The sequence below is a fragment of the Lentzea jiangxiensis genome, from assembly GCF_900104175.1.
Classification (GTDB): Bacteria; Actinomycetota; Actinomycetes; order Mycobacteriales; family Pseudonocardiaceae; genus Lentzea; species Lentzea jiangxiensis.
Genome location: NZ_FNIX01000011.1, coordinates 198966 through 225002, shown reverse-complemented (window position 1 = coordinate 225002; position 26037 = coordinate 198966). Strand labels below are relative to the sequence as shown.

Annotated in this window: 32 protein-coding genes; 17 read left to right on the top strand and 15 right to left on the bottom strand. The window is 69.7% G+C overall.

What is annotated here, in order from left to right; translation table 11 throughout:
• From qcrB to ctaE, 4 genes are all read right to left on the bottom strand, one after another.
• On the bottom strand, positions 1–1261 hold a 1261-nt coding region (gene qcrB, locus BLQ91_RS26290), incomplete at its 3' end, for a cytochrome bc1 complex cytochrome b subunit (RefSeq protein WP_090098724.1).
• Entirely contained in the window at positions 1258–2385 is a 1128-nt protein-coding gene (qcrA, locus tag BLQ91_RS26285) for a cytochrome bc1 complex Rieske iron-sulfur subunit (RefSeq protein ID WP_090100805.1), read from the bottom strand. The genes qcrB and qcrA, both read right to left, overlap by 4 nt.
• Complete coding sequence (qcrC, locus tag BLQ91_RS26280; RefSeq protein WP_090100804.1) at positions 2382–3194, bottom strand: cytochrome bc1 complex diheme cytochrome c subunit; 813 nt, start codon at positions 3192–3194, stop codon at positions 2382–2384. Before qcrC ends, qcrA begins: the two co-directional genes overlap by 4 nt.
• A gap of 62 nt (positions 3195–3256) precedes the next feature.
• Positions 3257–3865, bottom strand: coding sequence for an aa3-type cytochrome oxidase subunit III (ctaE, locus tag BLQ91_RS26275; protein WP_090100803.1), 609 nt, complete (start codon positions 3863–3865; stop codon positions 3257–3259).
• 89 nt (positions 3866–3954) lie between these two features.
• Here ctaE and BLQ91_RS26270 point away from each other — a divergent pair, with 89 nt between their 5' ends.
• From BLQ91_RS26270 to BLQ91_RS26255, 4 genes are all read left to right on the top strand, one after another.
• Positions 3955–4344 carry a hypothetical protein gene (locus BLQ91_RS26270; RefSeq protein ID WP_090100802.1) on the top strand — a complete coding sequence of 130 codons (390 nt, stop codon included), beginning with the start codon at positions 3955–3957 and terminating at the stop codon, positions 4342–4344.
• Between the two features lie 65 nt (positions 4345–4409).
• Positions 4410–4820: a hypothetical protein gene (locus BLQ91_RS26265; RefSeq protein ID WP_090100799.1), complete on the top strand. Its 411-nt coding sequence runs from the start codon at positions 4410–4412 to the stop codon at positions 4818–4820.
• A 5-nt stretch (positions 4821–4825) separates the two neighbouring features.
• The gene (trpD, locus tag BLQ91_RS26260) at positions 4826–5866 is read left to right on the top strand and encodes an anthranilate phosphoribosyltransferase (protein ID WP_090100798.1); all 1041 of its coding nucleotides are present in this window, start codon (positions 4826–4828) and stop codon (positions 5864–5866) included.
• 201 nt (positions 5867–6067) lie between these two features.
• Positions 6068–6748 (top strand): lysophospholipid acyltransferase family protein, encoded by a 681-nt coding sequence (locus BLQ91_RS26255; protein ID WP_090100853.1) that lies wholly within the window; start codon positions 6068–6070, stop codon positions 6746–6748.
• Positions 6749–6904: 156 nt separating this feature from the next.
• On the opposite strand, the gene BLQ91_RS26250 is transcribed toward BLQ91_RS26255, so the two are convergent.
• Positions 6905–7321, bottom strand: coding sequence for a cytochrome c oxidase subunit 4 (locus BLQ91_RS26250; RefSeq protein ID WP_090100796.1), 417 nt, complete (start codon positions 7319–7321; stop codon positions 6905–6907).
• Positions 7322–7333: 12 nt separating this feature from the next.
• Positions 7334–8266 carry an aa3-type cytochrome oxidase subunit II gene (ctaC, locus tag BLQ91_RS26245; protein WP_236223471.1) on the bottom strand — a complete coding sequence of 311 codons (933 nt, stop codon included), beginning with the start codon at positions 8264–8266 and terminating at the stop codon, positions 7334–7336.
• Between the two features lie 181 nt (positions 8267–8447).
• Here ctaC and asnB point away from each other — a divergent pair, with 181 nt between their 5' ends.
• Positions 8448–10376, top strand: a complete 1929-nt coding sequence (gene asnB, locus BLQ91_RS26240; protein WP_090100794.1) for an asparagine synthase (glutamine-hydrolyzing) — start codon at positions 8448–8450, stop codon at positions 10374–10376.
• A gap of 34 nt (positions 10377–10410) precedes the next feature.
• Here asnB and BLQ91_RS26235 read toward each other — a convergent pair whose 3' ends face one another.
• Both BLQ91_RS26235 and BLQ91_RS26230 read right to left on the bottom strand, forming a co-directional pair.
• Complete coding sequence (locus BLQ91_RS26235) at positions 10411–11175, bottom strand: class I SAM-dependent methyltransferase (RefSeq protein WP_090100792.1); 765 nt, start codon at positions 11173–11175, stop codon at positions 10411–10413.
• A 7-nt stretch (positions 11176–11182) separates the two neighbouring features.
• Positions 11183–12115 carry a carbohydrate kinase family protein gene (locus BLQ91_RS26230; RefSeq protein WP_090100851.1) on the bottom strand — a complete coding sequence of 311 codons (933 nt, stop codon included), beginning with the start codon at positions 12113–12115 and terminating at the stop codon, positions 11183–11185.
• A gap of 157 nt (positions 12116–12272) precedes the next feature.
• Here BLQ91_RS26230 and BLQ91_RS41630 point away from each other — a divergent pair, with 157 nt between their 5' ends.
• Positions 12273–12446, top strand: coding sequence for a hypothetical protein (locus BLQ91_RS41630; protein ID WP_176959949.1), 174 nt, complete (start codon positions 12273–12275; stop codon positions 12444–12446).
• Positions 12447–12516: 70 nt separating this feature from the next.
• On the opposite strand, the gene BLQ91_RS26220 is transcribed toward BLQ91_RS41630, so the two are convergent.
• The gene (locus BLQ91_RS26220; RefSeq protein ID WP_090100787.1) at positions 12517–12885 is read right to left on the bottom strand and encodes a HesB/IscA family protein; all 369 of its coding nucleotides are present in this window, start codon (positions 12883–12885) and stop codon (positions 12517–12519) included.
• 168 nt (positions 12886–13053) lie between these two features.
• Positions 13054–14091, bottom strand: a complete 1038-nt coding sequence (locus BLQ91_RS26215) for a glycerate kinase family protein (RefSeq protein WP_090100785.1) — start codon at positions 14089–14091, stop codon at positions 13054–13056.
• A gap of 42 nt (positions 14092–14133) precedes the next feature.
• Here BLQ91_RS26215 and BLQ91_RS26210 point away from each other — a divergent pair, with 42 nt between their 5' ends.
• From BLQ91_RS26210 to BLQ91_RS26200, 3 genes are read left to right on the top strand one after another with little or no spacing between them, the layout of a single operon-like run.
• Positions 14134–14757, top strand: a complete 624-nt coding sequence (locus BLQ91_RS26210; protein WP_090100783.1) for a DUF3043 domain-containing protein — start codon at positions 14134–14136, stop codon at positions 14755–14757.
• Positions 14758–15390 carry a class I SAM-dependent methyltransferase gene (locus tag BLQ91_RS26205; RefSeq protein ID WP_090100781.1) on the top strand — a complete coding sequence of 211 codons (633 nt, stop codon included), beginning with the start codon at positions 14758–14760 and terminating at the stop codon, positions 15388–15390.
• Between the two features lie 32 nt (positions 15391–15422).
• The gene (locus tag BLQ91_RS26200; protein ID WP_090100779.1) at positions 15423–16409 is read left to right on the top strand and encodes an aldo/keto reductase family protein; all 987 of its coding nucleotides are present in this window, start codon (positions 15423–15425) and stop codon (positions 16407–16409) included.
• Between the two features lie 9 nt (positions 16410–16418).
• Here the strand turns inward: BLQ91_RS26200 and BLQ91_RS26195 are convergent, their stop codons facing one another.
• On the bottom strand, positions 16419–16619 hold the full coding sequence (locus BLQ91_RS26195; protein ID WP_090100777.1) for a hypothetical protein: 201 nt from the start codon (positions 16617–16619) through the stop codon (positions 16419–16421).
• A 16-nt stretch (positions 16620–16635) separates the two neighbouring features.
• Between BLQ91_RS26195 and cobU the strand changes: the two genes are divergently transcribed.
• The 3 genes from cobU to cobS are packed head-to-tail and all read left to right on the top strand — an operon-like array spanning position 16636 to position 18942.
• Complete coding sequence (cobU, locus tag BLQ91_RS26190) at positions 16636–17190, top strand: bifunctional adenosylcobinamide kinase/adenosylcobinamide-phosphate guanylyltransferase (RefSeq protein ID WP_090100775.1); 555 nt, start codon at positions 16636–16638, stop codon at positions 17188–17190.
• Positions 17183–18244 carry a nicotinate-nucleotide--dimethylbenzimidazole phosphoribosyltransferase gene (cobT, locus tag BLQ91_RS26185; RefSeq protein WP_090100773.1) on the top strand — a complete coding sequence of 354 codons (1062 nt, stop codon included), beginning with the start codon at positions 17183–17185 and terminating at the stop codon, positions 18242–18244. Before cobU ends, cobT begins: the two co-directional genes overlap by 8 nt.
• On the top strand, positions 18241–18942 hold the full coding sequence (cobS, locus tag BLQ91_RS26180; RefSeq protein WP_090100771.1) for an adenosylcobinamide-GDP ribazoletransferase: 702 nt from the start codon (positions 18241–18243) through the stop codon (positions 18940–18942). The genes cobT and cobS overlap by 4 nt, the downstream gene beginning before the upstream one ends.
• On the opposite strand, the gene BLQ91_RS26175 is transcribed toward cobS, so the two are convergent.
• Complete coding sequence (locus tag BLQ91_RS26175) at positions 18939–20027, bottom strand: branched-chain amino acid aminotransferase (protein ID WP_090100769.1); 1089 nt, start codon at positions 20025–20027, stop codon at positions 18939–18941. The two genes, cobS and BLQ91_RS26175, sit on opposite strands and share 4 nt — an antisense overlap.
• A gap of 92 nt (positions 20028–20119) precedes the next feature.
• On the opposite strand from BLQ91_RS26175, the gene BLQ91_RS40495 reads away from it, so the two are divergent.
• Entirely contained in the window at positions 20120–20389 is a 270-nt protein-coding gene (locus tag BLQ91_RS40495) for a hypothetical protein (protein ID WP_143022817.1), read from the top strand.
• Here the strand turns inward: BLQ91_RS40495 and BLQ91_RS26170 are convergent.
• Positions 20313–21587, bottom strand: a complete 1275-nt coding sequence (locus tag BLQ91_RS26170; protein WP_090100768.1) for an amino acid permease — start codon at positions 21585–21587, stop codon at positions 20313–20315. The genes BLQ91_RS40495 and BLQ91_RS26170 overlap by 77 nt on opposite strands.
• 196 nt (positions 21588–21783) lie before the next feature.
• Here BLQ91_RS26170 and BLQ91_RS26165 point away from each other — a divergent pair, with 196 nt between their 5' ends.
• Positions 21784–23256, top strand: a complete 1473-nt coding sequence (locus BLQ91_RS26165) for a leucyl aminopeptidase (RefSeq protein ID WP_090100765.1) — start codon at positions 21784–21786, stop codon at positions 23254–23256.
• A gap of 53 nt (positions 23257–23309) precedes the next feature.
• On the opposite strand, the gene BLQ91_RS26160 is transcribed toward BLQ91_RS26165, so the two are convergent.
• Positions 23310–23909, bottom strand: a complete 600-nt coding sequence (locus tag BLQ91_RS26160; protein WP_090100763.1) for a nucleotidyltransferase family protein — start codon at positions 23907–23909, stop codon at positions 23310–23312.
• A 315-nt stretch (positions 23910–24224) separates the two neighbouring features.
• On the opposite strand from BLQ91_RS26160, the gene BLQ91_RS26155 reads away from it, so the two are divergent.
• From BLQ91_RS26155 to BLQ91_RS40490, 3 genes are all read left to right on the top strand, one after another.
• A complete protein-coding gene (locus tag BLQ91_RS26155; RefSeq protein WP_143022816.1) occupies positions 24225–24572 on the top strand; it encodes a S1 RNA-binding domain-containing protein in 348 nt (115 codons plus the stop codon).
• 50 nt (positions 24573–24622) lie between these two features.
• A complete protein-coding gene (locus tag BLQ91_RS26150) occupies positions 24623–25084 on the top strand; it encodes an OsmC family protein (protein ID WP_090100759.1) in 462 nt (153 codons plus the stop codon).
• Positions 25085–25325: 241 nt separating this feature from the next.
• Entirely contained in the window at positions 25326–25691 is a 366-nt protein-coding gene (locus BLQ91_RS40490; protein WP_143022815.1) for a hypothetical protein, read from the top strand.
• Here the strand turns inward: BLQ91_RS40490 and BLQ91_RS26145 are convergent.
• The gene (locus BLQ91_RS26145) at positions 25655–25981 is read right to left on the bottom strand and encodes an oxidoreductase (protein ID WP_090100757.1); all 327 of its coding nucleotides are present in this window, start codon (positions 25979–25981) and stop codon (positions 25655–25657) included. The two genes, BLQ91_RS40490 and BLQ91_RS26145, sit on opposite strands and share 37 nt — an antisense overlap.
• Between the last annotated feature and the right edge of the window lie 56 nt (positions 25982–26037).

Sequence of the window (26037 nt, the reverse complement as noted above, 5' to 3'; positions counted from 1 at the left end):
GGCCCATCCACGTCGTCAAGTTCAACGAGATGTCGAACTGGTAGGCGAAAATGTCGTTCGCGCCCATCAGCAGCAACACCATGAAATACGTGATCGCCATCCACCCCAGCGACGTGCGCACCGGCACATCACGCGGACGCTGCAACAAGTTGTGATGCGCGTAGTCCTTGGTCATCCTGCGCTCGATCCACGGATACGCCGCCGCGATCCCGGTCAGCAGCGGCAACCCCAGGATGAACGGCAGGAACGGCGCCGGAATCGTGTAATTGCCCAGGTAGAACTCCCACGCCGGCCAGATCCGCACCAGACCGTCGGTCCAGCCCATGTACCAGTCCGGCTGCGAACCGGCCGACACCTGCGCGGGGTTGTACGGGCCGATGTTCCAGATCGGGTTGATCTGAAAGACGCCACCCATGATCGCGATGACACCGACCACGATGGCGAAGAACCCGCCACCCTTGGCCGCGAACACCGGCATGATCCGCACACCGACCACGTTGGTCTCCTTGCGGCCCACCCCCGGGAACTGCGTGTGCTTCTGGTACCAGACGAGAGCCAGGTGCGCCGCGATCAGACCCAGGATGATCGCCGGGATGATCAGGATGTGCGCGGTGTACAACATCGGGATGATGTCCGTACCCGGGAACTCCCCACCGAACATCAACCAGTTCAACCACGTACCGATCACCGGGAACGAGATCAGCAACGCCGCCATCACCCGCAGACCCGTACCCGAGAGCAAGTCATCAGGCAGCGAGTAACCCAGGAAACCCTCGATCGCGCCCAGCATGAACAACACGATGCCGATGACCCAGTTGATCTCACGCGGCTTGCGGAACGCACCGGTGAAGAAGATCCGGAACATGTGCACCACGATCGCCGCCATGAACAGCAACGCCGCCCAGTGGTGCACCTGACGCACGAACAACCCACCACGGGTCTCGAACGAGATGTCCAGCGTCGACGCGAACGCCCGCGACATCTCGATCCCGCGCAAGTTCTCGAACGCACCGTTGTAGGTGACCTCCGTCATCGACGGATCGAAGAACAGAGCGAGGTACGTACCCGACAACAACAACACGATGAAGCTGTACAACGCGATCTCACCGAGCAAAAACGACCAATGCGTCGGGAAGACCTTGTTCAACTGCTTGCGCAACCCCGAGGCCGCGTGGAACCGCTCGTCGGCAGCGTTGGCCGCCGCCCCTGCGACGCGCGCGGCCGCGTTGGCCGGCTTCGTCGGCGTGGTGATGGCACTCATGACTTCCGCTCCCAGAACGCCGGTCCCACAGCCTCGATGAAGTCGCTGCGGGCTACCAAGTATCCGTCTTCGTCCACAGTGATCGGAAGCTGCGGCAGAGGACGGGTTGCCGGACCGAACCGCGGCTTGGCGTATTCGAAGACGTCGAACTGCGACTGGTGGCACGGGCAGAGCAGCAGACCGGTCTGCTGCTCGAACAGCGACGTCGGGCACCCGAGGTGCGTGCAGATCTTCGAGTACGCGTAGAGGTCGCCGTAGTTGAAGTCCTCCTGGCCCGCGCGCTTGGTGATCGCCTGGTTCGGGCGCATGCGGATGAGCATGACCGGGGCGTCGGCCCGCTTGAGGGCGGCGACCAGGGCGTGCTCGTCGTCGCGCTCGGACTCGCGGAACGGGAAGACGGTCTCGAAGCCGCCGGGCTCGACGTCCTCGGGACGCACGAGGGAGACCTCGTGGAAGTTGCCGGTGTGGCGGCGCAGGTAGACCTTCTCGCCCTTTTCGGCCTTCCAGCCGGTGTGCCACAGCGAGTTCTTGGTCTCGCTGTCCGAGTGCGGGTTCTTGACGAGCGCGCCCAGCGGAACGGCGGCGACGCCCAGACCCAGCACGCCGGCGCCGAGGCCCGCGGTGCGCTTGATCAGGCTGCGGCGCGCGATGCCGCTGCGGTCACCCGCGTCGGCGAGCTCCGCGACGAGGGTGGCGCGGTCGACCTGGGTCGACGGGCCGTCGTGGCGCTGCTGCACCGCGAGCTCGTCCGGCAGGAACTTCTTGGTGTAGAGCAGCGCGCCGATGCCCAGCCCGAACACCGACAGGCCGAGGAACAGGCCGATCAGCGGGTTGTAGAGGTTGTGCAGGAAGTGCGCGGTCTCGTTCGACGGGGACTCGTACTCCCACGGCCAGAAGAGGAAAACGCCGAGGAAGGCGATGCCCGACAGCGCGGAGACGAGGAACCACGCGGCCACCGAACGCTGAGCACGACGCTCCGCGCGGGTGCCGGCGACCGGGAACTTCTCCTCGTAGTGGACGAGCTCGACGCCGTCCATCTTCGTGCCGAGCCTGACCAGCTCGTCCCGGCTCATCTCCGCGAGCTCTGCCTCGCTGGGCAGCTCGACCGGCTTGTCGCCGCTCATGCCTTGGCTCCGATCCAGAGGGTCACGCCGATGAGCGCGGCGATGCCCACGATGAACGCGATCAAGCCCTCGGACACGGGTCCGAACCCGCCCAGGGCGTTTCCGCCGGAGTTGTTCTTTCCGTCGGTGACCGACTTGACGTACGCGATGATGTCTTTCTTCTCTTCCGGCGTGAGCTGCCGCTCGCCGAACTTCGGCATGTTCTGCGGGCCGCTCAGCATCGCCGTGTAGATCTGCTCCTCGCTCACCCCGTCGAGAGCCGGGGCGAACTTGCCGGAGGACAGCGCGCCACCACGACCCGTGAAGTTGTGGCAGCTGGCGCAGTTGAGGCGGAAGAGCTCGCCACCACGGGCGGGGTTGTCGCCGCGCAGGGCCTCACCGGACTCGGAGGGCTTCTTCGGGCCCTCGCCACCGTTCGCGGTGATGTAGGCCATCAGTGCGTTGACCTGCTCAGGGGAGAGCTTCGCGGGCTTGCGGATGGCCTGCGCCTCCTGCCGCGCCATGGGCATGCGGCCGGAGGAAGTCTGGAAGTAGACCGCGGCGTCACCGACGCCGACGAGGCTCGGTCCGCGGCCCTCGACACCCTCGAGGGAGCTGCCGTGGCAGCTCAGGCAGGTGTTCAGGTAGATCTGCTCGCCCTGGCGGACCAGGGCGTCCTGCTGCTGTGCCTGGGCGGTCTGCGCCTGGGGCGCGAAGGCGGCGAACAGCATGCCGGCGCTCAGCAGGCCGAAGCCCAGTGCGAGCAGTCCGGCGACCCGGCGGCGCAGCTTGGTGCGGGCGCCGCGGGGGCGTTTCGTCGTGGTGGTCATGGTGTGCGGCAACCCTTGCTGTCAGTTCGGGAGCTCGTGGCTTGGCGTCGTGCTGAGCCAGGTCAGGGCACGATGTAGATGATGGCGAACAGGCCGATCCACACGACGTCGACGAAGTGCCAGTAGTACGACACGACGATCGCGGAGGTGGCCTGTGCCGGCGTGAACTTGCTGAGCTTCGTCCGGATCAACAGGTAGACGAACGCGATCAGGCCGCCGATGACGTGCAGGCCGTGGAAACCGGTCGTCAGGTAGAAGACCGTGCCGTAGGCCGAGGACGGGATCGTCGTCCCGGCGTGGACCAGTTCGACGTACTCACCGGCCTGACCACCCACGAAGATCGCGCCCATGATCAGCGTCACGATGTACCAGCGACGCAGACCGAAGACGTCACCCCGCTCCGCCGCGAAGACGCCCCACTGACAGGTGAAGGACGACGCGACCAGGATGATCGTGAAGACCGACGCGTAGGGGACGTTCAGGTGGGTGGGAGGCGGGGGCCAAGGTCCCTCGTTCTGGGCCTTCACCGTGAAGAACATGGCGAAGAGGCCAGCGAAGAACATGAGCTCGCTGGACAGCCAGACGATCGTGCCGACGCTGACCATGTTCGGGCGGTTCAGCGAGTGCACGCGCTGGCCGATTGAAGGCGCTGCCGTGGTCACGAGCAGCATTATTGCTTGCGCTATTTCCGACCGCCCATCGGGTCCTGGGCAGATCACGGGTCGGCTGGGTCACACAGCGATCGCGAGGAGATCGACGAATGGGTTTGCTGAGCCGGTTGCGGGACGTGCTGCGGCGGGAAGCCGTGCCCGCGCTCTCGATGGACGACCCGTCGCTCGTCGTCGTGGTGGAGGCGTTCGACATCGCGGAGGCCGATTCGGCGGCTCTGGCGCGCTCCCCGCAGTGGCGTGCCGACGAGCTCGCCGTGCTCCGCCACCACGTGCGCATCCCCGCTGAGCAGGTAGAACGCGCGCGTGAACTGCTCGAGCCGGACGGCTGGGTCGTCGAGCCGGGTGCTGTGTCGCTCATCAGCCGGGTGCAGAAGCTGGACGCGTTGCACTGCGCCCAGGAGCGGTCGCGGATGGCTTCGCTGGCGCAACGGCTCGGCGGCGACGCCCTGGGGTGGGACGCCCTGCAACCGGCCCGATAGCATCGCGGCGACCTTGGTCACTTTCTTCAGGACCGCAGTCGGCAGTCGCAGCGGAGGATCCAGAGATGAGCGCGCAGACCACGAAGATCCTGGTGTTCAGCCACCGGCCCGAGGTGCGTGAGACGATCATCACTGCGGTCGGCCGCCGTCCCGCGCCGGACCTGCAGCGCGTCGACTTCGTCGAGGTGGGCGCGATCGCGGACGTCCTCTACGAGGTGGACAACGGCACCGTCGACCTGCTGATCCTCGACGGCGAGGCGCAGCCGACCGGGGGCATGGGCCTGTCCCGCCAACTCAAGGACGAGATCACCGACTGCCCGCCGATCGTCGTGGCGGTGCGCCGCAAGGACGACCGGTGGCTCGCGACCTGGTCGCAGGCGGACGCGGTGCTGGTGCACCCGCTCGACCCGCTGGCCGCCGCCGAGACCGTGGCCGAGGTGCTGCGGGGCTCGGCTGTTCCCGTCGTCAAGGGCTGATCGCCATGAGCCAGCGCACCTGGCCCTCGCTGCTCAACCGCCTGATCGACGGCGTCGACCTGACCGCCGACGACACCGCCTGGGGCATGGACCGGGTGATGTCGGGTGAGGCGTCCCCGGCCCAGATCGCGGCGTTCGTCGTCGCGTTGCGCGCGAAGGGCGAGACGCCGGAGGAGGTCGACGGCCTCGCGACGATGATGCTGAACCACGCCCGCCGGTTCACGGTGGACGTGCGGGCGGCCGACATCGTGGGCACCGGCGGCGATCATTCCGGTTCGGTGAACATCTCGACGATGGCCGCGATCGTCACGGCCGCGGCGGGCGTTCCGGTGGTCAAGCACGGCAACCGGGCGGCGTCGTCGCAGTGCGGCACCGCGGACGTGCTGGAGGCCTTGGGCGTCGCGATCGACCTGCCGCCGGAGGGCGTGCAGGCGACCGTGCGCGAACTGGGGATCGGCTTCTGCTTCGCCCCGGTCTTCCACCCCGGCTTCCGGCACGCGGGTCCCGTGCGGCGCGAGATCGGCATCCCCACGTCGTTCAACCTGCTCGGCCCGCTGACGAACCCGGCGCAGCCCTCCGTCGGCCTGATCGGCTGCGCGCGGGCGTCCGCCGCACCGCTCATCGCCGGCGTGTTCGCGCGGCGCCGCAACACCGCGCTGGTGGTGCGGGGGGACGACGGCCTCGACGAGATCACCACGACCACGACGACGTCCGCCTGGCTCGCCCAGGACGGCGTGGTGCGCACGGAGACCATCGACCCGGCGGTGCTCGGCGTGAAGCCGGCGCGCGAGGAGGACCTGAAGGGCGGCGACGCGTCCGTCAACGCCCAGGTGGTCCGCGACCTCGTGGGCGGCAGGACGGGGTCGGTGCGCGACGCGGTGCTCGTGAACGCGGCGGGTGCCATCGCGGCGCACGGCGGGTTCTCCGACGACCTGCACGCCGACCTGACGGCCTCGCTGGGCCGTGCGGCCGACGCCATCGACTCGGGCAAGGCGGCGTCCCTGCTGAGCCGCTGGGTGGAGCTCTCAGCGTCGTTGAAGGGCTAGTCCTCGTCCCGGAGGCGGGCAGGCGCGACCCGTTCGGCTGCCCGTTTCCGGCGTCGCGGGGCGAGTTTCGTCACGCCTCGTCGCCGGTGCGTGACCCTGATCGCACGACCTCCGCACCGGCGTAGTCCGAGCGAGTGACGGGGCCGAGACGCACGCCACGTGGTAACGCGGCGGCAACCCCCACCTGGAATGCTGGGGGTCATGGCCCTTCTCTACCCAGTGATGAAGCACGTCGTCGCGCGCACAGCCCGTCTTGTCTACCGCCCGGTGGTGGACGGTCTGGAGAACATCCCCACCGACGGCCCGGTCATCCTGGCGGCCAACCACCTCAGCTTCATCGACAGCGTCGTGATCCCGATGGTCGTCCCGCGCCGCGTGTCGTTCCTCGCGAAGGCGGAGTACTTCACGGGCACCGGCCTCAAGGGCTCGCTGTCGCGATGGTTCTTCTCCTCGCTCGGCCACGTGCCGGTGCACCGCGGCAAGGGCCGTGACGCGCGAGCGGCGCTCGACACGGCGGCCGAGATCCTCGCCCGCGGTGACGCGTTCGCCATCTACCCGGAGGGCACCCGCTCGCTCGACGGCAAGCTGCACCGCGGCCGCACGGGCGTGGCGCGCATGGCGCTCGAGTCCGGGGCCCCGGTCGTCCCTGTCGGCATCATCGGCACGGACAAGGTTCAGCCGGTCGGCAGCCGGTTCCCGAAGGTCGTGCCGGTGACGGTCCGCTTCGGCGAGCCGCTCGACTTCAGCCGCTACGACGGCATGCAGGATTCGCTGCCGGTGCTGCGCAGCGTCACCGACGAGATCATTTACCGCATCCTGGACCTGAGCGGTCAGGAGTACGTGGACGTGTACCAGAAGACGCCGGTGCCCGCCGCCGCGTAGTCCGGAACCCGCGAAAGAGCCCTCCCGCCGATTTGCCGGCGGGAGGGCTCTTCTTCGTCCGATATGCGATGTATCACATACCGGATATCAGCGTCGGAAACGACGGAGGCCCTCTCCGCGCACGGAGAGGGCCTCGGCGAAATCCGGTATCGGAGATCAGTCGTGGTTCGGGCCGGTGTGGTACTCGAACACCAGGCCGCCGACCGCGATCAGCACCATGACGACGGCGATCACGAGCAGCCACACGTGCCAGAACGCCACCGCGACACCCGTGGTCGCCGCCGCGGCGGCGAGACCGACCGGCCAGTACGAGCCGGGGCTGAAGAAGCCCAGCTCACCGGCACCGTCGGAGACCTCGGCGTCCGGGTTGTCCTCGGGCCGCACCTCGATGCGGCGGGCGACGAACCGGAAGTAGGTGCCGGTGATGAGGGCCAGGCCACCGGTCAGCGCGAGCGCCACCGTGCCGGTGGGCTCGACGTGGCCGGTCGCCAGGTGCGTCCAGTAGCCGTAGACGAGGGCCATCAGGAACGAGAAGGCCATCACCAGGTCGAATACGCGAGCTTCGATCTTCATCGCGGAGCGTCCCTACTTCTGACCCGCGCCGGAGGCTTCGCGGGCCGTCCGGTCGGTGTTGAACGGGGTGGTCGTCGTGGCCAGCGGCGCGCACAGCTCACCGCAGTTGACCTGCGAGAGGGCCTCGGCCGTGGTGTACGGCTTGCCCGTCTTCTCGTTGACCTGCTTGCGCAGCTCGATGTACTTCTCGAAGTCGTCCTGCTCCAGGGCGCGGACCTCGAAGTTCATCACCGCGTGGTAGGAGCCGCACAGCTCGGCGCACCGGCCGACGAACGCACCGGGACGGTCGATCTGGTCGATCTGGAAGACGTTGTCCTGGTTGTTCTTCTCCGGCTGCGGGAAGACGTCCCGCTTGAAGTGGAACTCCGGCACGAAGAACGAGTGGATGACGTCGGTCGAGCGCAGCGTGAATTGGATGCGCTTGCCGGCCGGCAGCACCATGACCGGGACCTCGCCCGAGGTGCCGACCGTGCTGACGACGCTGCCCTCTTCGGTCTTGTGGTCCGGGTACTGGAACTCCCAGTTCCACTGGAACGCGATGACGTCGACGTTCACGTCGGGCTTGCCCGACTTGTCCGTGACGTAGTTCTGCGTCACGGCGGTGAAGTAGAACAACACCGCCACGATCACCGTCGGCACGACGATGAGCACGATCTCCAGCGGGAGGTTGTACGCCGTCTGACGGGGCAGTTCCTCCGACTTCTTGCGGTGGAACACCACCGACCACGCGATCAGTCCCCACACGATGACGCCGACGACGAGCGCGGCGATCACGGACCAGGTCCAGAGCTCGCGCATCGCTTCGGCCTGCGGCGTGACGGCCACCGGCCATCCGAAGCGCAGCACCTCGTCCGTGGAGCAACCGGTGGCCCCGATACCGACCAGGCCTACCAGCCCAGCGGTCTTCGCCAGCCGGGATGCCCTGGTGCCCTCCTTCAGGCCCACTGCTCGCCCGCCTCCTCGTTCCATGCCAACGGATCAAGCGGGAGCGTAGCCCAGCGCAACCGCGCTCACCCCTTGGGGGCACTGCCGCTGCGGTGCAGTTTCGGTCACACAGAGCCCCTTGGGCATACTGGGGACTTCCCCGTGGTCTTCCCCTTCCTGTTCCTTGAGAGGTGCGAGAGCCTTGTGCGGCCTGGCAGGACTTGTTTGCCCCAGCGAGAACGAGGCCGAGAGCGCGCGCCCGGCGGTGGAGGCGGCGCTGCGCTGCATGCGGCACCGCGGTCCGGACGAGAGCGGCACCAGGCGGGTCGACGAGGTCGTGTTCGGCTTCAACCGCCTCTCCATCATCGACATCGAGCACTCGCACCAGCCGCTGACCTGGGGGCCGCCGGAGTCGCCCAGCCGGTACACGATCAACTTCAACGGTGAGATCTACAACTACCTGGAGCTGAGGGCGGAGCTGACCGAGTCGTTCGGCGCGGTCTTCCACACCGACGGCGACACCGAGACGATCGTCGCCGCGTACCACTACTACGGCACCGCGGCGATCACGAAGCTGCGCGGCATGTTCGCGTTCATGATCTGGGACTCCGAGCGCGAGGTCGTCTTCGGCGGGCGCGACCCGTTCGGCATCAAGCCGCTGTACTGGGCGCAGGGCCAGGCGGGCGTCGCGTTCTCCAGCGAGAAGAAGATCCTTCTGGAGATCGCCTCCTCGATCGGCATCGTGCCGAAGATGAACGTCAAGAGCCTGCAGCACTACCTCACGCTGCAGTACGTGCCGGAGCCCGCCTCGCTGCACGACCACATCTTCCGCGTGGCGTCCGGGCACTCGTTCACGCTGGTCCCGGGCGAGTCGCCGAAGTTCGAGCGGTACTTCCCGGCGCACTTCAAGGTGCGCACGGTGCGCAGTGAGGGCGAGGCGAACGCGCTCTACGACGAGATCACGGCGGCGCTGCGCGACTCGGTCGCCAAGCACATGCGCGCGGACGTGACGGTCGGCTCGTTCCTGTCCGGCGGCATCGACTCGACGGTCGTCGCGGCGCTCGCCAAGGAGCACAACCCGGACCTGATCACGTTCACGACGGGCTTCGAGCGCCAGGGCTTCTCCGAGGTCGACGTGGCCGCGGAGTCGGCGGCGCTGATCGGTGTGAAGCACGTGGTCCGCACGGTCAGCGCGCAGGAGATGATGGACTCGCTGCCGCTGATCACGTGGTACCTCGACGACCCGGTGGCCGACCCGGCGCTGGTGCCGCTGTGGTTCATCGCCCGCGAGGCGCGCCGGTACGTGAAGGTCGTGCTGTCCGGTGAGGGCGCGGACGAGCTGTTCGGCGGGTACACGATCTACCGCGAGCCGTTGTCGCTGGCGGGCTTCGAGAAGGTGCCGGGCGCGCTGCGCAAGGCCATGGGCAAGGTCTCGACGAAGATCCCGCACGGCGTGCGCGGCAAGGACCTGCTGCGTCGCGGCGCCCTGACGCTGGAAGAGCGCTACTACGGCAACGCGCGCATCTTCCTCGACGACCACCTGCGCCAGGTGCTGAAGACGTACGACCCGTCGGTGTCGCACATGGACGTGACGGCCCAGCCGTACCGCGAGTCGCGCGACTGGGACCCGGTCACGCGCATGCAGCACGTCGACCTGTTCACGTGGCTGCGCGGCGACATCCTGGTCAAGGCCGACAAGATGACCATGGCGAACTCGCTGGAGCTGCGCGTCCCGTTCCTCGACCCCGAGGTCTTCAAGATCGCGTCGCAGATCCCCAGCGAGCTGAAGATCACCAAGGACACGACGAAGTTCGCGCTGCGCAAGGCGATCCGCGACATCGTGCCGGCGCACGTGCTCAACCGCCGCAAGCTGGGTTTCCCGGTGCCGATCCGGCACTGGCTCAAGGACGAGATGCACGACTGGGCCGTCGACGTCGTGCGTTCGTCGCAGACGGACCGGTACATCGACAAGAACGCGGTGCTGCGCCTGATCGAGGAGCACCGCTCCGGCGTGCTCGACCACAGCCGCCGCATCTGGGCGCTGCTGGTGTTCATGATCTGGCACGGCATCTTCGTCGAGGACCGCATCAAGCCGGTGGTGCCGGAACCGCAGTACCCGGTCAAGCTCTAGCGTCGGGGCCCCTCCGCGGAGGGGCCCTCCTCCGTCAGCGGCGTCCCTGGGCGCTGCACATCGCGTACGAGCTGACGACGGTCTCGGGCGACGCCATCAGCTCCAGGTAGCGGTCGAACTCGTCGTCGGTGAGCGGCAGCCTCGCGCGCACCAGGCGGGCGGTCGCGGCGAGCAGGCGGCAGCCGGCCGAGCCGCCCCGCCACTCCCGCACCTCGCGGGAGCCGCTGACGTCGTTCAGGCCGGCGTCGAGGAGCGCCCTCTCGATGCGCGCGCCCCACGCCAGTTCGGCGCCCGCGTGTTGGAGCAGCGTCAGCAGGGCGTTCTTCACCCGGATGATCAGCTTTGCGTCGTCGGGGGCGGCGGAGAGGACCTCGAGCGGGAGGCAGTCGAACTCGTCGAGCACGAGCCAGCCGCCGGGGCGCAACGAGTCGCGCAGCTTGCGCAGGACGGCGTCGCGCTGGGGGAGGTGGAAGAGCACCAGGCGGGCGTGGACCAGGTCGAACGCGTTGCCCGGCAGGATGTTGGACACGACGTCGTGCTCGAGCACGGTGACGTTGTCGCGTTCCTCGAGCCGTGTGACGTCGATGTCGGTGACCGTCACGTGGCCGGACGGGGCGACGACGTCGGCGAGCCAGTTCGCGACCGAGCCACCCCCACCCCCGACCTCGAGGCAGCGCCAGCCGTCTGCGACGCCGAGCTGCTCGACGCGGGCGAACGTGCCCGCGTCGAGCAGGGAGCTCAGCGCGTCGAACTTCGGGTCGAGCGACTCACCGGAGTCGCCGAACAGGTACGTCCCCATTGTCCGATCATGGCAGGACTGGGGCGATCTCCTCAGCTGCTTCTTCGCCGAATGCACCGCGGATGCGGGCGAGGGCCGGGTCGCGTTCGAGCACCCACTCCTGCGTGCCGACGGTCTCGAGGACCTCGACGGCGATGAACGACCCCAGCTGAGCAGCGCGTTCGAGGCTCAGGCCGGACACCGTGCCGGCGAGGAAGCCCGCGCGGAAGCCGTCGCCGACGCCGGTGGGATCGGTCTTCGCGACCTCGGGGACGGCGGGCACGTGCAGGGCGAAACCGTCGCGGTCGACGATCTCGACGCCCTTGGCGCCGAGCGTCGTGACGCGCCGGCCGACGCGGGCGAGGACGTCCGCCTCGGTCCAGCCGGTCTTCTGCAGCAGCAGTTCCCACTCGTAGTCGTTGCTGAACAGGTACTCGGCGCCTTCGACGAACGCGCGTGCCTGCTCCCCGTCCATGCGGGCGAGCTGCTGCGAGGGATCGACGGCGAACCGGTAGCCGCGCTGACGGCACTCCTCGGCGTGGCGGAGCATGGCCGCGGGGTCGTCCGGGCTGATGACGACGAGCTCGAGGTTCTCGACGCGGCCGGCGATCGGCGAGAGCTCGATGTTGCGGGCCTCGGCCATCGCGCCGGCGTAGAACGAGGCGATCTGGCACATGTCGTCGTCCGTCGTGCAGACGAACCGCGCGGTGTGCGCGACCTCGGACACGTACACGCCGGACGTGTCGACGCCGTGCCGCTCGAGCCACGAGCGGTAGTCGTCGAAGTCCTTGCCCACGGCACCCACGAGCACCGGCCGCACCCCGAGCACGCCGAGCCCGAACGCGATGTTCGCGCCGATGCCACCGCGGCGGACTACGAGGTCGTCGACCAGGAAGCTCAGCGACACGCGGTCGAGACGCTCCGCGACCAGCTGGTCCGCGAAACGACCCGGGAAGTGCATCAGATGGTCGGTCGCGATGCTGCCGCACACGGCTAGGGGCACGTCGAGTCCTCATTCCTTGTTGCGCTGGGTGACAGCTCACCCGGACGAGTGCAGCTGTGAAGACTACCGTTTGGTAGGGCTATCCCAGGTCAAGCCGTCCCAATACGGTCAGGGCGTGACGATCCCTGAGGCGACCACGATGAGTGAGCTGATCGACGACTGCGCGCAGCTCCCCTTCGCTCTGACCCACCCCGAGCACCCCCTCCCCGCCCCGCGCGCGGCCGCGCCGTGGCGGGTCGACGAGCGGTGCACCCACCAGGTCGAAGGTCTCGCCGAGTACGGCGTCTGATTCCTGGTCCACACACGCGTGAGGCCGCGTTCCCGTCGATGCGGGAACGCGGCCTCACGCGTTGTTCGCCTTAGTGGAACGAGTCGCCGCAGGCGCACGACCCGCCGGCGTTCGGGTTGTCGATCGTGAAGCCCTGCTTCTCGATCGTGTCCACGAAGTCGATGACAGCGCCTTCGACGTAGGGCGCGCTCATGCGGTCAACGGCGACCTTCATACCGTTGAAGTCGACCAGCGCGTCACCGTCGAGCGAACGCTCGTCGAAGAACAGCTGGTAGCGCAGGCCCGCGCACCCGCCGGGCTGGACGGCGATGCGCAGGTGCATGTCGTCGCGGCCCTCCTGGTCGAGCAGTGCCTTGGCCTTGCCGGCGGCCGCATCGGTCAGCGTCACGCCGTGGCTCGGCGCCTGGGAGGTCGAAGCGGCATCCTGAGCGGTCGTCATGGCTCTCCTAAGAGGTCCTCTGCGGGCGGTTCACCCATCAACAACACGGGCGTTCCCCGCCTTGTTCCGCCTCCCATGGTCCCACAACGGCACCCTTTGCCGCCCTGGGTGTCGACTGTCACGTAGACCACGCTCAGGCCAACCGATATATCAGTCGGTTCCTCGCACTCAGCGCGACCACTGCCGCGCGACGTGCCGGGCCGTTGCAACGAGACTTTTGCGCGCGTCCGCAATCGACTTTTGCACGGAGCCGACGTGCTCGGAGACGGAGTAGGCGTCCTGGACGCCGGCGGCGCCCATCTCGCGGCGGCCGACGCTCACCTGGCCTGCGATGGCGATGCAGGGGATGCCGCGGTCGGCGGCGCCCGAGGCGACGGCGGTGATGAGCTTGCCGCGCAGCGACTGCCAGTCGAAGCTGCCCTCGCCGGTGAGGACGATGTCGGCGTCGTCGAGGGCGGTGTCGAGGCCGGTGAGCTCGCGGACCAGTCCCGCGCCCGACGTCACCGCCGCGCCCAGGGAGAGGAGTGCGGCGCCCAGGCCGCCCGCCGCTCCGGCGCCCGGCACGTCGGCCACCGGGTGGAGGACCTCCATCGCGGCGAGCTTCGCTTCGAGGCGTTCGACGGCCTCCGGCGAGGCGCCTTTCTGCGGGCCGAACGTGCGCGCGGCGCCGTGCGGCCCGAGGAGCGGGTTCTCGACGTCGGATGCCGCCACAAGCGATATATCAGTCAGGTCGATGCCCGCGTCGGCGAGTGCGGCGAGCATGCCGGAGCCACCGTCGGTCGTGCCGGAGCCCCCGAGGCCGACCGTTATGACGTTGTTGTCAGCCACGGCTGCCGCGATCAGCTCACCAACGCCTCGCGTGGTGGCCGTCTCGCAGGACTCCGCGCGGACCTCGGCCGGGATGAGGTGGAGGCCGCACGCTTCGGCGGACTCGATGTACGCGACGCGCCGGCCGTCGGTGTGCACGCTGCTGAGCCAGCGCGCTTCGACGGGGTCGCCGAGCGGGCCGGTGACGGTGACGTGCCGGACATCACCCCCTGTCGCGGCCTGCAGGACGTCGACGAAACCGGGGCCCCCGTCGGCGAGCGGGCGTTGGACGACGACGTCGTCGGGCTTGGCCTCGTGCCAGCCGGTGGCGATGGCGTCGGCGGCCTCGCGGGCGGTCAGGGTGCCGCCGAAGCAGTCCGGGGCGATGAGTACGCGCACCTCGCGAAAGGTACAGAAGGACCGCTGTCCTACCCTGTTGCCGTGAGGTTCCTGCGCCGCAACGCCGCCGACACCGAAGCCCCGGCCACCGAGCCGACCGCCGAGGCCGAGTCCACCCCCGTGGTGGGCAAGGGCCGGCCCACGCCCAAGCGGCGTGAGGCCCAGGGCAGGCGTTCCGGTCCCGTTCCGCCGCCTCCCCGCACGCAGCGCGAGGCGTTCAAGCGCATGCGCGGCAGCAAGGTGAGCAAGGAAGAGCGCCGTGCCGCGGCCACCGAGCGCCGTCAGCGCATGATGGCGGGCGAGGACAAGTACCTGCTGCCGCGCGACCGCGGTCCGGTGAAGGCGTACATCCGCGACCTGGTCGACTCGCGCCGCAACCTCATGGGCCTGTTCATGCCGCTCGCGATCCTGGTGTTCGTGGCGCTGCTGACCCCGTCGCTGGCCGTGCAGCGGTACGCGACGCTGGCGACGACGTTCATGCTGATCGCGATGGTCATCGAGGGCCTCGTGCTCGGCAGGCTCGTCACGCGCAAGGTGCGGGCGAAGTTCCCGACCGAGCCGATCAAGGGCATCTCCATCGGCTGGTACTCGTTCATCCGCGCGAGCCAGCTGCGCCGCCTCCGCGTGCCGAAGCCGCGGGTGAAGCCGGGCGAGGCCGTCAAGTAGGTGCGTGGCAGGCCGCGCAAGCTCCAGCTGCCGGAGAGGCTGCGGTGGAACCACAACGAGTGGTACCGCCGCCGGCTGCTCCGGCAGCTGCCGTCCGGGGCCGGATCGGCGCTGGACGTCGGGTGCGGGCTCGGTGACCTGGCGCGGTCGATCAGGGCGGACGAGGTCACCGCGATCGACGCCAGCGCGCGCATGATCGAGCGAGCGGGTGCGACGAGCGACCGCGTGCGGTGGATCCACGGCGACGTGCTCACGCACGACCTGGAGCGGTACGACGTCGTCACCGCCGAGGCGAGCCTGCACCACCTGCCGTTGCGGGAAGGCCTCGCCAGGCTCGCGGCGCTGACGAAGCCGGGCGGCACGCTGGTCGTCGTCGGGTTGTACCTGACCGCGACGTGGACGGACCGGGCGGTGGAGCTCGTGGCGTTGCCCGCGAACGCGGTCGTCGGCCTGGCGAAGGCCGTGAGGGGCACCGGCGGCTCGCCGCACGACCCCGAGATGCCGGTCGTGACGACAGCTCCGACGTTGCCGGAGATCCGCGCGGCGGCAGCGGAGATCGTGCCCGGCGCGCGGATCCGCAGGCACGTGTTCTGGCGGTACTCGCTGGTCTGGCGGGCACCCGAAGTTCATTAGCAGCACGAACGACTTCGGCTAAGCTCGGACGTATGAAGTTCCGTCGACTCGGCCGCAGCGGCCTGTCCATCAGTGAGATCTCGTACGGCAACTGGCTCACCCACGGGTCCCAGGTCGAGGAGGAGCAGGCCCACGCGTGCGTGAAGGCGGCGCTGGAGTCGGGGATCACGACCTTCGACACCGCCGACGTCTACGCCAACACCGCCGCGGAGTCGGTGCTCGGCCGCGCGCTCAAGGGTGAGCGGCGCGAGTCGCTCGAGATCCTCACGAAGGTCTACTGGCCGACCGGTCCGGGCGGCCCCAACGACCGCGGGCTCGGCCGCAAGCACGTCATGGAGTCGGCCAACGCCTCCCTGAAGCGCCTGCAGACCGACTACGTCGACCTCTACCAGGCGCACCGGTACGACCACAGCGTGCCGCTGGAGGAGACGATGCTGGCGTTCGCCGACCTCGTCCGCCAGGGCAAGGTGCTCTACGTCGGTGTCTCCGAGTGGACCGCCGAGCAGATCACCCGCGGTGCCGCGCTGGCCCGTGAGCTGCAGGTGCCGTTCGTGTCGCACCAGCCGCAGTACTCGATGCTGTGGCGCGTCATCGAGCCGCAGGTCGTCCCCACCTGCGAGCGCGAGGGCATCAGCCAGATCGTCTTCTCCCCCATCGCCCAGGGCATCCTGACCGGCAAGTACCTGCCGGGTGCCGAGGCTCCGGCGGGGTCGCGGCTGGCCGACGAGCGCGGCTCGCAGATGATCGCCCGCTGGATGCGCGACGACGTGCTCAACGCCGTGCAGCAGCTCAAGCCGATCGCCGACGAGGTGGGCGTCACGCTGGCGCAGCTCGCCGTCGCGTGGGTGCTGAAGAACCCGAACGTCGCCTCCGCGATCATCGGCGCGTCGCGTCCGGAGCAGGTTCGCGAGAACGTCAAGGCCGTCGACGTCGAGCTCGGCGACGACGTGCTGAAGAAGATCGACGCCGTGCTCGAGGGCGTCGTCACCGACGACCCGAGGCTGACCGCCCAGGGCTGAGCCCGGTCGTCAGGAAGCAGGGTGCAGGCTCATCGGGCCGTACACCTCGGATTCCGACCGCAGCAGCGTGACCTGCTCGACCCCGGCGTCGAGCAGGTCGCGCCACTGGTCGCCGAACCACTCCTCGGCCTGGGTCTGGTCCGCGAACATCACATCCGGGCCCGTGACGTCCCGTCCCTGTGCATCCTGGTAGCGCCAGCGGTATTCCACGGACGAAGGCTAACTCTTGTCATCTCGGACGCTCGTGCTCGGCGGAGCGCGTTCCGGCAAGTCGGCACACGCGGAAGGCCTGCTCACCGAGCCGGTCGTGACGTACGTCGCCACTGCCCGCCGTTACCCCGACGACCCGGACTGGGACGCACGGATCGCGCAGCACGTCGCGCGGCGTCCGTCCACCTGGCACACCGTCGAGGCGCCGGGTCCCGCGGACCTGCCCGCGTTGCTCACCGCCACCGCCTACGACGACCCGCCGATCCTGGTCGACGACCTGTCGACGTGGCTCGTCGGCGTGCTCGACGACGCCGGCGCGTGGGAGGGGAACGTCTCCGACGTCGTGACCGGTGCCGTCGACAAGCTCGTGTGGTCGGTCGCCACGTGCCGGGCGCGGCTCGTGCTCGTGACGGCGGAGGTCGGCCTCGGCGTCGTTCCGTCGACGCGCTCTGGCAGGCTCTTCCGCGATCACCTCGGCGCGCTCAACGCACGCGTCGCCGAGGTGTGCGACGAGGTCACCCTCCTCGTCGCGGGCATCCCGCTGAGACTGCGGGAGAGACGACATGGTTAAGGAGCCCCAGGTGAGCACCGAGTTCCCGCCGGTGGAACCGCCGGACGAGACCGTTCTGCGCGAGGCGGAGGCCCGCCACGCGGTGCTGACCAAGCCGGTCGGCTCACTCGGACGGCTCGAGGAGCTGGGCAACTGGGTCGCGGCCTGCCAGGGCGTCGTGCCGCCGAAGCCGTTCGTGCGGCCGCGGGTCGTCGTGTTCGCGGGCGACCACGGCATCACCGCGCAGGGCGTCTCGGCGTTCCCGAGCGAGGTGACCGGCCAGATGGTCGCGAACTTCCTCACCGGTGGCGCCGCGGTGAACGTGCTCGCGCAGGTCGCGGGCGCCACGGTGCGCGTGGTGGACATGGCGGTCGACGCGGACACCCCCGCGGCGGTCAGCCAGCACAAGGTGCGGCGCTCGTCCGGGTCGATCGACCGCGAGGACGCGCTCACCCGTGAGCAGTGCGAGCTCGCGATCGCGGCGGGCCGCGCGGTCGCCGACGAGGAGGTCGACGCGGGCGCCGACGTGCTCGTCGCCGGGGACATGGGCATCGGCAACACGACCCCCGCGGCCGTGCTGATCGCGTCGCTGACCGGATCGGAGCCCGTCGCGGTCGTCGGGCGCGGCACCGGCATCGACGACCAGGCGTGGATGCGCAAGACGGCGGCGATCCGGGACGCGCTGCGCCGGGCCCGCCTGCAGATCAGCGACCCGGTCGCGCTGCTCGCCACGGCCGGTGGCGCGGACCTGGCGGCGATGGCCGGGTTCCTCGCGCAGGCCGCGGTCCGCAAGACCCCGGTCGTGCTCGACGGCGTCGTCGTCGGCGCGGCCGCCGTCGTCGCCGAGGAGCTCGCTCCCGGTGCGCGCGAGTGGTGGGTCGCCGGGCACCAGTCGGCCGAGCCCGCGCACGCGATCGCGCTCGGGCACCTGAACCTGAAGCCGCTGCTGGAGTTCGAGATGCGGCTCGGCGAGGGGTCCGGCGCGGTGGCGGCGCTGCCGTTGCTGGTGTCGGCGGTGAAGGTGCTCGCCGAGATGGCCACCTTCGAGAGCGCCGGCGTCACGAACAAAGAATGAGGCTGGCTTTCTCCTGGCTGACGGTCCTGCCGCTGCGCGTCGACGACGTCGACCGCACGGCGGCGGGCCGGGCCATCGCGATGACACCCGTCGTCGGCGCCGTCATCGGCGCGTTCGTCGTCGGCGTGCTCCACCTGCTGGCGACGTCCGGTGTGTCGGAGCTCGTCGCCGGGTTCCTGGCCGTCGGCGTCGTCGCTCTCGTCACGAGGGGCATGCACCTCGACGGGCTGGCCGACGTCGCCGACGGACTGGGGTGCTACGGGCCGCCGGAGCGCGCGCTCGCGGTCATGAAGGACGGCGGCGCCGGGCCGTTCGGCGTCGTCTCGCTGATCGTGGTGCTGGGCGCGCAGGCCGCCGCACTCCCCCACGCGCACTGGGGCGTCGTGCTGCTCGCGTTCGCGACGAGCCGGGCCGCGTTCGGGATCTGTTGCCTGCGCGGCGTGCCCGCTGCACGACCAGAAGGGCTCGGTGCGCTCGTCGCCGGCACACAGCACCCGGGGATCGTCATCGGAACGTGGGCCGCGCTCGCGCTCGCGGCGGTCCCGCTCGGCATCCGTGCCGTCGTCGCCGTCGTCGTCGCGGGTGCGCTGGTGTGGGGACTCGTGAAGCACACCGGGAAGCGTTTCGGCGGCATCACCGGTGATGTGCTCGGTGCTGCCGCCGAAATCGCGCTTCTGGCCGTTCTGGTCGTCGCTTAGCCCAGGGTCGTCATCCAGCCGCGGGAGTCGGCGACGTGGCCGTGCTGGAGGCCGGTCAGGCGCTCGCGCAGCTTCATCGTCACCGAGCCGGTGCCGCCGTCGGCGATGTCGAACTCGCCACCGGCGTGCTTGACGTGGCCGACCGGCGTGATGACCGCCGCCGTGCCGCAGGCGAAGACCTCGGTGAGCTCACCGGAGGCGTTGGCCTTCTCCCACTCCTCGGTCGAGACGCGCCGCTGCTCCACGGACAGGCCGAGGTCGGCGGCCAGCTCCAGCAGCGAGCTGCGGGTGATGCCCGGCAGCAGCGTGCCGGTCAGCTCCGGGGTGACGACCTTGTCGCCGAAGACGAAGAACAGGTTCATGCCGCCCATCTCCTCGACCCAGCGGCGTTCCACCGCGTCGAGCCAGACGACCTGGTCGCAGCCCTTCTCAGCGGCTTGCGCCTGGGCCACGAGGGAGGCTGCGTAGTTGCCGGCGAACTTGGCCGCGCCGGTGCCACCGGGCGCCGCGCGGACGTACTCGGTCGAGAGCCACACGCTCACCGGGCGGACGCCGCTCGCGAAGTAGGAGCCGGCGGGGGAGGCGATCAGCACGTAGAGGTACTCGGACGCGGGTCGCACGCCGAGGCCCTTCTCCGTGGAGATCATGAACGGCCGCAGGTAGAGGGACTCCTCCTCGGCGGACGGCACCCAGCGGTCGTCGACCGCGAGGATCTGCCGCACGGACTCCAGGAAGAGCTCGTCGGGGAGTTCGGGCATCGCCATGCGGCGGGCCGAGGCGCGGAAGCGCTCGGCGTTGGCCTCAGGGCGGAAGGACGCGATCGAGCCGTCGGGCTGCCGGTAGGCCTTGAGCCCTTCGAAGATCGCCTGGCCGTAGTGCAGCACCATTGCCGCGGGGTCCAGTGCGAGGGTGGAGTACGGGCCGACTTCAGCGTCGTGCCAGCCCTTCTCGCGGTTCCAGCGGATCGTCACCATGTGGTCGGTGAAGTGCTGCCCGAAGCCCGGCTTGGCAAGTACCTCCGCTACGCGCTCCGGGGTCGCCGGGTGCGGGTGGGGAGTCCGGGTGAAAGGCAACTCGCTCGTCATGTGAGCACGGTAACCCGCTGGTCGGGATACGGAAAATCGTCTTCCCAAAACTCGGACGTCCTACTAAGTGAAGCTCTATAGAGTGCCCGTTCATGACCAAGGAAGAAGGATCTTCACGGGGTGCTGACGTCCGCACCGTGTCGCAGGCCGCGCTGCTCGTCCTGGGCACCGGCATGACGGTGCTCGACGGGTGGGTCATCGGCGGTGTGGGAGGAGTCGTCGCCGCGGTCTTCCTCGCCGTCTTCTTCCTGGCCTTCTACTACGGCATCAGCAAGGAGAAGCCCTCTACGAACGGCCGGGTGTACGGGCTGGCGGTGTGCGTCGGGGTGACTCTTCTCGTTTTTCTGTCCGTGACTCTTTGAGCGACGCGCGAAGAGACGCCGTCAGTCCGATGAGGCCGGTGCCGGCGCCCAGTGCCGCGATCGAGATCAGCAGCGCGGGCACCGGCAGGCTCATCGCGAGCAGCACCGAGAGCCCCAGGCCGAGGCAGGCCGTGCGCATGGGCCACGTGCGGTCGTTCTGCAGCAGCACTCGCGCCGACGCGTTGGTGAAGGCGTAGTAGAAGAGCGTCGCGCACGCTGCCACGCCCAGCGCCGTCGCGAGCGGCATGAGCACCACGGCGAGCACGCCGGCGACGGTCAGGACGAGGCTCAGCACCCCCGGCTTCAGGCGCGTCGGCAGGTCGCCGTCCTCGGCCAGCCCGGTGAGCGTGCGGTGCGCGGACGCCAGCACGAAGTGCAGCACCGCCACCCCGGCCACGGCCGCGGCCACCTGCACGAGCGGCACCAGCGCCGAGGCGTCCGCCGCGACGAGGGCGTCGCGCAGCGGAGCCGGCGACAATGCGAGACGCGCGCTGCCCAGCTGGCGGAGCACTCCGGCGCCCACGGCCAGGTAGACCGCGAACGACAGTCCGACGAGGATCGGGATCGCGAACTTCAGCACCCCGGGCGGATGCGGCCGTTCACCGCGGTGGGGCGCGGTGATGCGTTCGAAACCCGCGAACGCCGTGAACATCAGGCCGGCGACGCCGACGAGCTCGCCGGGGGCGCCCGTCTCCCCCGCCGACGGCACGGGCGCGATCGAGAAGCTCGACGCGACCACGAGCGCCAGCACGGCGAGGACGACCAGCGACACCACCACGCTGACCCCGGTGGTGAAGCGGAACCCGGCCGCGCCGAGCACCGCCGTCGCGACGACGAGAGCGAGCGCGCCGGCCACCGGCTGGTCCGGCACCACGTACGCGCCGAACATCGACGCCACGGCCGCCGCCATCGCGGCGCGGCCGACGAGGTGGGCGCTCGCCGTCATCCTCGCGGGCCACACGCCGAGCTGGGCACGTACGTATCCGTAACCGCCGCCGACGTCCGGGTAGGCACGGGACTGGTCGGCGGTCGAGAAGGCCGAGCAGAGGGCGGCGAGCGCGGTCACGGCCAGTGCCGGGAGCAGCCACCAGCCCGCAAGACCTGCGGCAGGGGCCAATCCGGCGAACACACCCGCTCCGAGCACGGCGGGGAGACCGAGCGCGACCGTGGTGACGATCTCGCGAGGCGTGGGGGTCACGGGTACACGTTCTCAGATGCGTCATCCGGCCGTAACCACCCGGTCGACTGATACGTGAAACGGGCGAATCGCCACTGTGCGCAACTGTGAACGTCACGGATTGCGGCGAACGTGGCGGGCCTCGCCGTGGGTGGACCAGTCCGACCTTTAGCATGGGTCACGATCCCGAGCCCCCGCACCAACCCTGGAGCAGCACGTGACAGCCCCGAAGCTGGCCCTCACCGAGGGTGACCTGAGCACCACCGCCGCGGACGCAGTCGTCGTGGGCACCCTGCAGGGTGCGAACGGTCTGGAGCTCGCACCCGGTGCCGAAGCTGTCGCCGCCGCGTTCGACGGCGCGCTGCTCGACGTGCTCGGCACGCTGCGCGCGTCCGGCAAGGCCGACGAGCTCGTCAAGGTGCCGACGTTCGGCAAGATCGCCGCTCCGCTCGTGCTGGCCGTGGGCCTCGGCAAGAGCGCGGGCGAGGAGCAGGTGCGCCGCGCGTCCGGTGTCGCCGCCCGCGCGCTGGCCGGCAAGAAGCGCGCGATCACCACGCTGGCCGCCCTGCACGTCGGCGCCGCGGCCGAGGGCACGCTGCTCGGCGCCTACACGTTCACCGAGTACAAGTCCGACAAGGGCGAGGGCCCGGTCGTGAAGGTCGACCTGCACGCCGCCGGTTCCAAGGAGAACAAGGCCGCGCTGAAGGCCGCCGTCGCGATCGCCGAGGCCGTCGCCACCGCGCGCGACTTCATCAACACCCCGCCGAACGACCTCTACCCCGGCTCGTTCGCCGACCGCGCCGCGAAGCTCGCCACGGCGGCGGGCCTCGACGTCGAGGTGCTCGACGAGAAGGCGCTGAAGAAGCAGGGCTTCGGCGGCATCCTGGGCGTCGGCGGCGGTTCGACGCGCCAGCCGCGCCTCGTGCGCATCTCGTACAAGGGCGCGAAGGCCGTCAAGAAGGTCGCGCTCGTCGGCAAGGGCATCACGTTCGACACCGGCGGCATCTCGATCAAGCCGGCCGCGAACATGGACGAGATGACCTCGGACATGTCGGGCGCCGCCGCGATCGTCGCCACGATGGTGCTCGCCGCGAAGCTCAAGTACCCGCTGGAGATCATCGCGTCGATCCCGATGGCGGAGAACATGCCGTCCGGTGACGCGTACCGCCCCGGCGACGTGCTGACCATGTACGGCGGCAAGACCGTCGAGGTCCTCAACACCGACGCCGAGGGCCGCCTGATCCTGTCCGACGCCATCGTGCGCGCGTGCGAGGACGGCCCGGACTACCTGATCGAGACCGCGACGCTGACCGGCGCGCAGGTCGTCGCCCTGGGCAAGCGCACCTCGGGCGTCATGGGCTCGGACGAGTTCCGCGACCGCGTGGCCTCGATCGGCACCGCCGTCGGCGAGTCGGCCTGGCCGATGCCGCTGCCGGAGGAGTTGCGCGCGGACCTCGACTCGCGCCTCGCCGACCTCGCGAACGTGACCGGGCACCGCTGGGGCGGCATGCTCGCGGCGGGCCTCTTCCTGCGCGAGTTCGTGGCCGAGGGCGTGCAGTGGGCGCACATCGACATCGCCGGCCCGGCGTTCCACACCGGCGGCCCGTACGGCTACACCTCGAAGGGCGGCACCGGTGTCCCGGTGCGGACCATCGCGGCCGTGCTGGCGGACATCGCGGCCAACGGCTGAGTCTCCGCTGCGAACGGGCGGGGATCCTCCGGGGTCTCCGCCCGTTCCGCGTTTCAGGGCCACGGGAGCACCCGCAACGCCGGCCACTGCTCGCACCACCTGGCGGTCTTCGTCTCGTAGACGTGGCGGGGAGCCAGGACCGGGTTCGGGCGCACCACCAGGTTGAAAATGTCCGAGAGACCGTGCGGCGCGTAGACGCGCCACCGTCCGTCCCGCTCCAGCCGGACGCCGACGCAGCACGTGGTGGCGGCGAACGAGTCGATGGCCGCTTCGGCCGACTCGTGGGGCGGGCAGGGAACGCCGAACTTCCGCTCGTACCAGAGGTGGACGCGGGCCTCGTTGCGGATCTCGACCGTCGCGGGCAGACCGGCGAACCTCCGCGCGCCCGCCCTGATGACGGTGTCCTCGGCGTCCCAGGACAGGTCGGGGTCGAAGTAGAACAGGTCGTGGTCCAGGACTCCTTCGGCCGGAGGCCTGCCGGTCACCACGTTCCACACCGTCTGGAACACGCAACCGGCGGTGAGGTACCAGTCGGGCAACCGCAGTTCGGCCGCTCCGGCGAGGACCTCCACCAGGATTTCGTTGCTTTCGAGGACGGTCCGCAACGCCGCCAGCTGTTCGTCCACGGGCAATCGCCCGAGCTTCGTCTCCACGGCCGGATCATCGCCCTTTCCCGATTCGAGGGTGGGCGCAATTTCCGAGGTCTGCGGAAAACGCCACGGCCGGTCGTCCCCGGTTCGATTTCGTCGGCCGAGCCTCGCCGCCCGGCACCTCCTCGCAACCCTTGCAACGGCTCGTTTGCGAACGAAGGCAAAAAATCTGTTGCAAAGATGCAGTTCAGCACGGTCGCGAAACTGATATATCGGTTTGGGTGGAGTGCTGGGTGTGGTTGGCTGGCGGCGTGAGGGTGCTGTCGGCCGCGTCCTGGGAGTGGCGGTCGTGGCGCCGAATCGGGGGTATCGGTGGCGGTGAACGAGTTTCTCGCCGGCCTCGACAAGGACATGGTCGTCGAGGGCGGTGTGAGTGCGATTTTTCCGTTCGGAGTGTTCGTCGCACTCGACGGGGCGCCCGGTCCGGTGGTGGCACTGGTGCGCATTCCGCAGATTTCCTGGGAGCGGATCGAACATCCGGTCGACGTGCTGGCGGTCGGCGACCGGGTGCGGGCGCTCGTGCTCCACGTCGACCTAGAACGGGAGCAGGTGTCGCTGTCGATCAGGGCGTTGCTGCCCGAGCCGCCCCCGCGCGAGAGGACCGAGAGCGAGGTCCTGCTGGAGGAGCAGCTGGAGGCGTTGCGCCGGAAGCTGCTCGAAAGCTGACGCGTCCGGCGGGGCTAGGTCCTCGCGGCCGGGCGGAGGAGGATTTCCCCATGGGGACGCATCACTACGAGGCCGACGTCGTGTGGACCGGGAACACCGGGAGCGGGACGTCCGGGCACAAGACCTACGAGCGCGCGCACGAGATCCGGGTCGCGGGCAAGGCGACGATCCTCGGGTCGTCCGATCCGTCGTTCCGGGGTGATCCGAGCCGGCACAACCCCGAGGAGCTGCTCGTCGCGTCGCTGGCGCAGTGCCACATGCTGTGGTTCCTGCACCTCGCGTCGGTCAACGGCGTCGTCGTCACCGAGTACCGCGACCACGCGACCGGGACGATGGCGGAGCACCCCGACGGGTCGGGGCGGATGACCGAGGTGCTGCTCCACCCCGTCGTGGCCGTCGCCGATCCGGCGACCAGGGAGACGGCGCAGGCGTTGCACGAGAAGGCGCATTCGATGTGCTTCATCGCGGCGAGCGTGAACTTCCCCGTGCGGCACGAGCCGACCGTGGTGTGAGGGAAGGGCTTGGGTCCCGAGCTGGTCGAGGCCGCAGGGTGCCGGCCGAGGAGCTGACGTTGCACGACCTCGCGAGTACGCACCCGGCATCGTCGAACGGCGGATGCGGCACCTGAGGGCACGCCGAGCGGTGCCGAGGACCGTGGCGAGCCAGGGCGGCAGCGCGGCAGGCGGCGTTGACGCACGAGCTCGCACCACTGTCCGATGAGGACGGTGAACGGCTGCTCGACGAGTTGTGCACGTGTGGATCGAGCTCGCGGACATGGTGCGGGACGAGAACTTCCGCGGCGAGGTGCCGGGGGATGGCACGCGTCGAACGGCATCGGCTGGTCGAGGCCGGGGCGTGGGAGGCGGAACGGTCCGGAGTGGAGCCGGGCTCGGAGCGCGAACGGGAGATCGCGGGCCGGGCGCTCGCCGGGCTCACCGCCGAGCCGCGGCGGTCGACGAGCACGCGCGGCGGGCCGTCGCGGAGTTCGAGGGCGTGCTCGACCGGTGCGCGTCGGTGGCGACGATCAACGGCACTCCGGACGAGACCGGCGGCGGGGCGGGCGAGCGGCGGGTGGTCGCGCTCTACCCGTTGCCGAGCTTCTTCTGGCGCGCGGTGTAGTCGCGCATGCGCTTGGGGTAACCGACGATGCCCGCGTCGTAGATCGGCATGCCGAGTTTGCGTGCGAACGACCTCGCGGCGTCCGGGGAGGCGACCCTGCGGCGGGTCCACTCGCCGTCGTGGGCGACCAGGACCACAGTGGTTTCGGTCACCGTCGTCCTGGGTTCCACGTAGGCCTCGACGCCCTGGCGGCTCCTCGTCCACTGCTCGAGGTGGCTCGTGTCCTGGTTGGAGGCGGTGCGCAGCACACCAGGGCGTGACTTCCTGCGGAAACGGTCGAACAGCCCCATCGGGCACCTCCTGTGTTTGCCTCCGCCATCGTGCCAGGAAAGGGTGTTATGAGTAG